The organism is bacterium, assembly GCA_035528375.1.
GTDB lineage: Bacteria > RBG-13-66-14 > RBG-13-66-14 > RBG-13-66-14 > RBG-13-66-14 > RBG-13-66-14.
The window spans coordinates 24,947-33,705 of the sequence record DATKYS010000100.1; the positions used below are offsets into that span (position 1 = coordinate 24,947).

8 protein-coding genes are annotated in these 8,759 nt (G+C 65.6%); all 8 read right to left on the minus strand.

Translation table 11 applies throughout. The features are described 5' to 3' along the window. Positions 1–34: 34 nt before the first annotated feature. Positions 35–724, minus strand: a complete 690-nt coding sequence (locus VM054_07835) for a polysaccharide biosynthesis/export family protein (protein ID HUT98969.1) — start codon at positions 722–724, stop codon at positions 35–37. 71 nt (positions 725–795) lie between these two features. Beyond that, on the minus strand, positions 796–1,989 hold the full coding sequence (locus tag VM054_07840; GenBank protein ID HUT98970.1) for an NAD(P)/FAD-dependent oxidoreductase: 1,194 nt from the start codon (positions 1,987–1,989) through the stop codon (positions 796–798). Between the two features lie 171 nt (positions 1,990–2,160). Further along, positions 2,161–2,862 carry an FAD-dependent thymidylate synthase gene (gene thyX / locus VM054_07845; GenBank protein HUT98971.1) on the minus strand — a complete coding sequence of 234 codons (702 nt, stop codon included), beginning with the start codon at positions 2,860–2,862 and terminating at the stop codon, positions 2,161–2,163. A gap of 48 nt (positions 2,863–2,910) precedes the next feature. Then, positions 2,911–4,266, minus strand: a complete 1,356-nt coding sequence (locus VM054_07850; protein HUT98972.1) for a hypothetical protein — start codon at positions 4,264–4,266, stop codon at positions 2,911–2,913. A gap of 64 nt (positions 4,267–4,330) precedes the next feature. After that, positions 4,331–5,092: a DUF1295 domain-containing protein gene (locus VM054_07855; GenBank protein ID HUT98973.1), complete on the minus strand. Its 762-nt coding sequence runs from the start codon at positions 5,090–5,092 to the stop codon at positions 4,331–4,333. Beyond that, positions 5,089–6,087: an SDR family oxidoreductase gene (locus tag VM054_07860; GenBank protein ID HUT98974.1), complete on the minus strand. Its 999-nt coding sequence runs from the start codon at positions 6,085–6,087 to the stop codon at positions 5,089–5,091. The genes VM054_07855 and VM054_07860 overlap by 4 nt, the downstream gene beginning before the upstream one ends. Before the next feature lie 240 nt (positions 6,088–6,327). Further along, on the minus strand, positions 6,328–7,569 hold the full coding sequence (locus VM054_07865; protein HUT98975.1) for a hypothetical protein: 1,242 nt from the start codon (positions 7,567–7,569) through the stop codon (positions 6,328–6,330). An 8-nt stretch (positions 7,570–7,577) separates the two neighbouring features. Further along, on the minus strand, positions 7,578–8,324 hold the full coding sequence (locus tag VM054_07870) for an outer membrane lipoprotein-sorting protein (GenBank protein HUT98976.1): 747 nt from the start codon (positions 8,322–8,324) through the stop codon (positions 7,578–7,580). Positions 8,325–8,759: the final 435 nt, after the last annotated feature.

Below are 8,759 nucleotides of genomic sequence, written 5' to 3' on the forward strand. Positions count from 1 at the left end.
ATTTTAAAAAAAACCCCGTCCCGCCAACCGCCCTCTATGGGTTGAGATCCTGGTAGTCCAAAAGTATCTGCTGGGTCCGATCAACCAGCGACAGCGACGGGAAGATGCGGGAGAGTATTTCGTTCCACTCGTAGAGGGCGGTCTTCGGCACGTAGATGATGTCCCCGGTCTGGACGGCGATGTTCTGGCTGAAATCGCCCTCGTGGATGACGGCGTAGAGGTCCACCGTGATGATTTCGGGGCTCGAGAGCCCGCCGCGGATGACCTTGACCGCGTCGAGCCTGGCGTCGTAGAGCTCCCCACCGCAGCGGGCGATGCAGTCCAGGACGGTGTCCCGGGTGCCGATCTGCATCATGCGTTGCCCGACGACGTAACCCAGCACGTACACGAAGCGCGGGGTGGCGGAGTTCAGCGTTACGGTGACGTCGGGGGAGATCATGTAGGGCGCCATCTCCTCCATGAAGAGTTCCCGGACCTCTTTCAGGGTCTTTCCCTCGACGTGGAGGCTGCCCAGGATGTGGACCTGGATGTTGCCGTCGGGATCCACCGCGTACACCCCGGAGAAGGGCTTGTCGGTGCTGACCTCGGATGTGACCTCGGAGAAAACCGAGACGGTGAATTTGTCGCCGGGGGCTAGGGCGAACTGCTCGCCCACCGCGACAGTGCATAAAAGGACGAAAACGATTGTTATCCGGCGGAACATCGCCACCTCGGAGCCCGACACCGTCGGCGACCGTAGCTGGCCCCCTATTTTACAGACAATACCTTCGGTTGTAAACCCGGTCGCCCGTGAATTCAGAGCAGAAAACGCAGCTTGGCCAGAAGCCGGGGTGAGCGGGTCACCACACCCCCGAGCAGGGAAACCATCGAGGTCCGCTTCCCCTCGCGCCACCGCTCCAACTGCCCGTTCATGATACGCAACAGCTCGGTGAAATCGGCGTCGTTGAGCCGGAGGTAGAGCCGGCGGAGCCTGGCGTATCGCCGCAGACTGCGGCCCACCGTGGCCGCCCAGCGTCGAGCGTACTCCTCCAGCCGTCCGGCCGAGACGTCGCCCGCGGCCAGGGAGGCGGACAGGACCTCGGCCGCCAGCTCGGCCCCCTGGAGGGCGTTGGCGATGCCGCCTCCGGAGAGCGGCTCGGTATGGCCCGCCGCGTCCCCCACGGCCAGAAAGCCGTCGGCGACCAGCTTCCGCGGCTTCGTCGGCGCGGGGATGGAGCCGGCCGCGAGCTCCACCACCCCGGCCTCCGGCATCCTCCGGGCGAGGAACCGCTCCAGGTGCAGCCTCGCGCCCTCGGCGCCCCCGCGCGACGGGTCGGTGGAAACCCCGACGTTGGCCCGGCCGCCGCCCAGGGGGAAGCACCAGGCGTACCCCCCCGGCGCGACGGCCTCGCCGAGGTGGAACTCCACCAGCGGCTTCGGCTCCGTCTCGAGGCCGATCACCCGGGCCTGGGCGCCGCTGTGCAGCTCCGTGAGCGGCCAGGGCCTGCCGATCCCCGCCCAGCGGGAGACCAGCCCCTCGACGCCGTCGGCGGCCGCCAACCCCCGGCACCGAACGTCCGTCAGTCCACCGTCCCCGCGGAGGGTGACCAACCACGAATCGCCCTCGCGCCGGACCGCCGTCGCCTGTGTCCGGGCCGAGACCCGGGCGCCGGCCTCCACCGCCAGCCGGGCCAGCCCCCGGTCGAAGAGCCGCCGGTTGAGCACGTACCCGACCACATCTTCGCCCTCGTAGCGGACCTCGTCGCCGTCGGGACCCACGCCCCGGCCGCCGTAGATTTCCTGGGCGATCCAGGCCGGTTCGAGATCGCCCAAGGTTACACGCAGCGGTTCCGCCTCCACCGCCTCGGCGCAGCGCACCGGGTTGCCTATCTCGGGCCGCTTCTCGACGAGGAGGACATCGCGGCCGGTATCGGCCAGCCGCCGGGCCAGATGGCTCCCCGCCGGACCGGCCCCGACGACCAGGACCTCGACTTCTCCTGGGAGAGACATTTATAGAGACCTTTGAATAACCCGATAAACAGCCTATAGGGAGTCAACCCAGGCGGCGGCGCGATTATTGCCCACGGTTGAGCGCGGTGCGAAAAACGGCCGGCGAAACCGCAATAATCGTGACGCCGCCGGGCGAAACACGGGCGACGCTTTTACAAAGACCTCATCTAATTAATCGTCTCCGGGTGAATCCCGCCGTAATTTTCCTTTTCGGGTACGACGTTCATGTTGAGCGATAAGGTCCACTTTCTCCAAACACATACCGTCGCCGGACAGGCGGAAATCGCCGAAGACGTTCGGCGCGTGCCCGACCAGAACCTTGAAAACTTCAACGGCGAACCGCCGGATCTCCCACTGGGCCGCGTGGTCGCCCCGAAGCTCCAGGATGTACCGCCATTCGCGGAAATTCGCCGTGATGACTATTTCGCTTTCCGCGGCATTGGGCAGCACGAAGCGCGCGTCCTCCTTGGGGATGCCGCAGAGCCTACGCAATCTGTCGTAAGCCTCATGACTGTGCGCGATGTGCTCGTTGAAGATTTTTTCCGCCTCGGGATTCCCGGCGATGGAATCGGGCTTGACCACTCCGAAGCCGCGCTCGTCCACGTAGCGCTGGCTCTGCTGGCTGAAGGCGCACAGGCGGTGGCGCACGAGCTGGTGGGTGAAGGCCCGGGAACCGCCCCGGACGCGGAAGGTGGCCGAGGCGTGCTCGAAGACCGAGTGGTGGCCGGAACGCAGCAGCATCCGGGAAAAACGCGCCGCCGTGTCCTCCCCCGTTTTGTCCAGAGAGAGGTAGCAGGTCCGCCCGGCGGCCTCGATCAGCCGCTCCGGCTCCGGCGTGACCGCCAGCAGCTCCACCGTCGGTCCGTCGCTCATCATCAGACCTTCTTGGGAATTAAACCTCGTTCACAATCAATCCGCCGCTTAGCGGATGTAGATGTTCTCCACACCGGTTTCCGGGTCCCGGTAGCGCCAGCGGACCCAGCCGAGGTAGTAGCGGGTCTCGGAGGAGTAAACGGGGTATATGACCCGCAGCCAATCCCCCCGTCTCTCGATGAAATACAGATAAGCACGGGGCTGAACCGTCGGGCATCCCGATACCTGTGGAGCACCGTGATCCGGGTCGGTGCGGAAGTTTATCGGGTTGTGCCAAATCACCTCGAGCTCGCCGCCCACATCATCCCCGCAAAGCTGAACCAAGTCATAGTGGTTACCCGGTTCCAACTGCAGGGGCGCCCAGCCGCGCACCTCCTCACCCTCGAGCCGGGCCGAAAACTCAATCCAATCACCCTCAATCCGTATGGGGTCCAGGTCGCGGTACAGGTACGGCGATTCGACCTCGGCAACCAGCGGAGAATCCAGACTGGGAATCGACCACAAACCCTTATCGGGTAGCTTGAAAACGGATTTGGTCACGATTGCGGCGGATACGGAATCGTACCGGTCCGGTTCATAATTCTCAAATCGGAAAACGTACCCGTCACCGGTGATCTCAACCTCAACGCCCTCCGGAGCGGAAAACCCGAAAAGGTCATCCACGGTGAGCCCTTCCACCGCTTTATACTCCACCAGACCCGTTCCGATTGGGTCGCTCCAACCGGCCCCGCTCCACAACGGGTAATCCACAGGCGAGAATACAGACATAACGCTGCCGCCCGGCCTGCCGAGGTAGTGGAACTCGAGGGCGGATTCGCCGGGCGGAAATTCCGCAGTGGTCAGGGCCCAGATCCACCAGGGGTCGCCGGGACTAATTTCGACGAAATCGCTGTCCTCAATTCTCTCCAGAGGCCAGAGGGCGAACTCACGACCGTCGCCGGACCTGAAGAGATGCCCGTCGCCCGGATCGTCCCCCTCGTGCAGCCCCCTCACGATGTAGAGGAGGTGGGTTAATTTCTCGCCGTTGACCTTCATCCAGGCGTCCGTGCCCGCGAGCATCCCCGTCAGGCCGCCCTCGTAATCCTCCGGCATGACGATGGGATCGTGGTAATCAACCTGATGGAGGGGCAGGAAGAGGATGATTTTCTGCGCGGCGCATTCGTTGACCAGGGAGAACGTGCCCGTGACTTCGTAGAAATAATCATCGTAAGTAAAGCCATCGCCCCGTACCGGCTCCGAACCCAGCTCCACCGTCACCCATTCCCGAGCTAGGTGGATTTTAGGATCCTCCGCCGACACGACGCCCACCGAACCGCCGGAGGGCCACTGGCCAACACCGGCGTCGGCCCAAACCGGCAACGCCGACGAAAGGAAAACCCAAAGGACGATTGCCGATTTCAACATCACGCCCTCACTGAATGCGGTCCCTGCGTCCGATTATACACCAAGGACCGGCGGGCGTAGGAGGCTAGAAGAGAAAGGGCAACAGCGCCCGGCGCTCCGGGGGGTAGTCGGGAAAGTTGTCCCGGTACCAGCGGTGGTTGGAGCGGGCGCGGGGTACGAGGTTCGCCGCCGTCCAGAGGAAGAAGGCCAGCCTCGCGAGGGACCAGGTCGCCAGGGCCCAGCCGCCCCACTGGACGAGCTCGCCCAGGTAGTTGGGGCAGGAGACCCAGCGGAAGAGCCCGCCGCGCGGTATTTTATAATCCGTTTCACCGGGTGAGCGCAGGCGGATGAGCGCCCCATCAGCCCGAGTGTGGATGGCGAAGCCGACGAGAAACAGCGCCGCCCCGACGATGAAACGGGGATCGGCGAACCAGCCGGTGCCGTACGCCGGACCGAAGAGGTTCAGCCAACGGCCGTTCAGGTAGGCGTTGCCCAGGTTGAAAAGGGCGCCGAGGGAAACGACCGCCGCCGGCATGCGCTTGCCCCCCTCGCGAAGGCCGAGGGGGAAGAGGAAGGCGCGGTAGAGGTAGTGGGTGAGCCAGAGGGCGAGGAAGGCGCAGTTGACGGGGTTCGCCGTCCGGTCACCCAGGAGGAAGAGCGCGGCGAAGATCAGCGGCGACGGCGCCTCCATCAGCATCCAGCCCAGGCGGCTGGCGATCGTCGGCCCCCAGCCCCGGCGCAGGTGGCGGCCGTAGGGGGCGGTGACGAAAAAGAGCAGGACGCAGACGGCGGCGGCCACCCCAAGCCACGCCCAGAGCAGGATGTGGTAGAACCCGCGCTCCGTCATGCGGGTTTCTCCTCGGTGATCCCCGCCCCGACGAACCAGGCGTAGGTGTCGGTCAGGGTCTCCTCCAGGGGGCGCGGCGAGTAGCCCAGCTCGCGCTCCGCCTTATCCCGGACGTAAGCCCGGTTCCCCCGCAGGGCGTGGAGCGCCTCGGTGGTGAAGAGCGGCTCGGCCCCGAAAATTTTTGCATACATCCCGACGAAGGGCGCACCCAGGCGAGCCAGCCACATGGGGGAGGTCCAGCCCGGCATCCGCGCCCCGGAAATTTTTCCCCAAAACTCCACCAGCTCGCCAACCGTGGCGTAATGCCCCGAGAGGATGTAGCGTTCCCCGGTCCGGCCCCGCTCCTCGGCGGCCAGGGCGCCCGCGGCCACGTCCCGGGCGTCCACCCAATCGAATCCCCCGGCCACCGCGGCGGGAACCCGCCCCCGTAAGAGACCCAGAAGAAAGCGACCGATCCGCGAAGGCTTGTAATCCCACGGGCCGATGACGCCCGAGGGGTGGAGGATGACCGCGTCCAGCCCGCGCTCCACACCGGCGAGAACCTCGCGCACCCCGGCGGCCTTCGAGCGGTCGTAAACCGGGTTCCGACGGTCGTCCGCCGGACCCCGCGCCTCGTCCACCGGCTCGTCCAGTGGGCGCTGGTCGAAGGCGTGGACGGAGCTGAAGTGCACCAGCCGCCGGACGCCGCACGCCAGACAGGCCTCCACCACGCGGCGCACCCCCGCCACGTTCGTCTCCCACACCCGCCCGCGCTCGCCGCCGAGGATGGAGATGCGCGCGGCGAGGTGGTGGACGACGTCGGCCCCGGCGAAGGCCCGCCTCAACGATTCCGGCTCCAGGACGTCGCCCCGGACGCGCTCGACGTCCAGGCCGTCCAGCGCCCGGGTGTCGTCGCGGACGATGCAGCGCACGCGCCGCCCTTTTTCCAAAAGCGCGCGGACGAGGTTGGCGCCCACGTGCCCCGCGGCGCCGGTTACTACGGTGAGATTCGACAATTCGCTCCCGTGCAAAATGCAGGGAGCGATTATACAAAAACACCTCTCTGTAATGTAGGGCGGGGATTTTAATCCCCGCCGCCGTTACGCTCCCTACCTCGACCCTCACCCCGGCCCTCTCCGTTAATGTAGGGCGGCTCCGTAGGACGAGTCCTCTGCGGGCCGCCGCGTTTTTTCTAAGGCAGCCCTCACCCTAGCCCTCTCCCACAGGGAGAGGGGGGCCGGGAAGGGCACCCGGTCCTAGAACGCCGCGTCGAAGCGGGCGTAGGCCACGTGCGGGAAGGCGGGAATGGCGTACATCCCGAAATCTATCTCCCCGTGGCCGTACTCGCTCTTCTCCCCGCCCAGGAACAAAAACCCGCCCAGCGTCAGCCCCACGTTGTCCGAGAGGTTGAACCGCAGCCCCGGCCCGGCGACCAGGCTCCTGTCGTGCAGGTTCGCCAGGCCCATCGCCGTCAGAGTGACCAGCGAGGCCAGATCGTATTCCAGGTTGGCGAAGAGGTAGTCCCGACCGAGGACGAAGCGACCCCCGGTCAGGAGCGAGGCCCAGTCGTAGTCGTTGAACTCCCGCGCCCCGGCGTCGTCGTGGTAGTACTCCACCAGGGCGGAAAAATCCCCGGTGAATGTGTAGGAGAGCCCGGCGGATGCGCGCCAGGTCGTTTCGGGGTCGTCGGCGCCCTCGGGCCGCGCGCTCCAGTAAGGTAAATCTATACCCGCCTCGGCCCAAATCCCCGGCCCGTCCCAGTCCCCGATGGTGATTTCGCCGGTCGCGGAGAGGCCGACGAAGTGCGCCCGCCGGTCCGCGGCGAAGGAGCCCCGGTGGTAGTAGGACGCCGCCAGGTCGAAGCCGCCCAGATTGGTGAAGAGCCGCGCCCCGTAATCCCCGTCCGCCGCCACGCGCGAGGGCACGGCGACGAGCTGCGCCCCGGACAACCGGCCGATGTAGAACGTGGTCAACAGCGAATCCTGCCCCAGGTCCTCACGGGTGGGGTCGGTGAAGCTGGGCTGGACGTAGAGGTCCGAGGGGTTGAAGACGTATCCGGGGCCGAAGGCCAGCCGCTGCCGCCCCAGCTTGATTTCGAGCCAGTCTGTGAACCAGCTCACGTTGGCCCGGTCCAGCCGCCAGTCGAACTCCTTCCCCCCGGAGAACTGGGCGTCGTAGCCGGCCCAGCCGTAGAGAATCAGGAGCAGGTCCACCTTGGTCGGCCCCGAGCGCGAGGTGAGCTCGAAGCGCCCCTCGTCGTAGTTGCCGAGCTCCCGGTCCGCGGTGTCGTAGTACCGCGCCCAGAGGTCCAGCCGCCCGACGAAGTCCAGCCCCTCGCCGAAGAGCTCGGCCAGATCGAACTCCCCCGACTCGGGTTCGGTCGCGAGGACCGGCCCGGCGTCCTCCCCGTCCGCATCGTCGGTGAAAACCGGCGGCGGGTCGTCGTCTCCGGCGAAAACCGGGACGAGCACGAGCAGAAGAAAAAGAATCGGACGCATCCTTCCCCCTATTTGCCCAGGCTGGAAACGCTGAAGAGCGAGTCGGGGATGTCCAGGTCGTAGCGCACCTTGAGGATGGTCATCTCCGTCACCGAGCCGTCCTGGAGCCCCGTCATCTCGTAGCGGTAGGGGGTCGCCACGCCGTCCACGGTGCGGACGTCGCTCAGGATGAAGCGCTTCAAGAGCTCGCCCGAGGAGTCGTAGTAATCCGTCCTCAGGGGCAGCCAGTCGCCCGAATCCACCCAGCACTCCAGCCTGGAGTAGGCGCTCGAGGAGCCGAGGGGCTCGAGCTCCAGGAGGCGGCACTCAGCCCCGGCGTAGGTCACGGTGCGCAGGAGCGAGGCGGAGTAGCTGTCGGCATAGTTGGCGCTCACCGCCAGGTCCTCGTAGGTCATGTTGGAGCCCATGACGCTGCGGTGGCGGGCGTTGGCGGCTATCTGCCGCGTCCGGTCGGTGTCGGCGAAGTAGGCCCAGATGTCGTCGCCGTAGTCCAGCATGAGGTACGTCGTCCCGGCCACACTCGCGGGCTTCAGGTAGCGCATGAGCTGCAGCTCGTTGCCGTTCTTGGAATAACTCTCGATGGTGAAGGTGCGCGTCTCGCCCTCGGGCGTGGTGATGACCTCCTGGGCCACGCTCCACATGGCGTCCACGCTGAACGCCTCGTCTATATTGCCCAGGATTTCCGCGCCGGTGAGCTCCGCCGCCGCGGGGACGACGAGGACGAGCGCGAGAACGAGCGGGATGAGCCGGTGCATGGCGATTCCCCCGTGGTGGTTTCCCAGATTATAGCAGGAACGCGGCCGCCGGTCATTTTCGAACGGTGAAACCGACCCCGCGCCGGGGGTATCAAAGGGGGTGAAAGGCAGAACGAGAAATTAGAGGAGGGAAAATGAAAAGTCTGTTCATCATGCTGGCGATAGAGCCCCGCGAGCGCAGATTCCGCATCCGTCGTTAAGGCTCCCCGGCGGAAATACAAAAGAGCGGTCGCCGGACCGCTTTTGTCTTGCCTTCGCGCCGGAAGGGTGTATATTAAGTGCGTGCTGATTCCCCTTCCCAGGTTTAACCGTTCAAGTGGATTGAAACGTATTTAAGTGAAATGAGGCTACGATGAAGAGGCTTTTTTGCGTGGTTTTCGCGCTGGCGCTGGCCGGGGCGGCCTCCGCCGGCGAGTGGCACTTCGAGATTGTGGA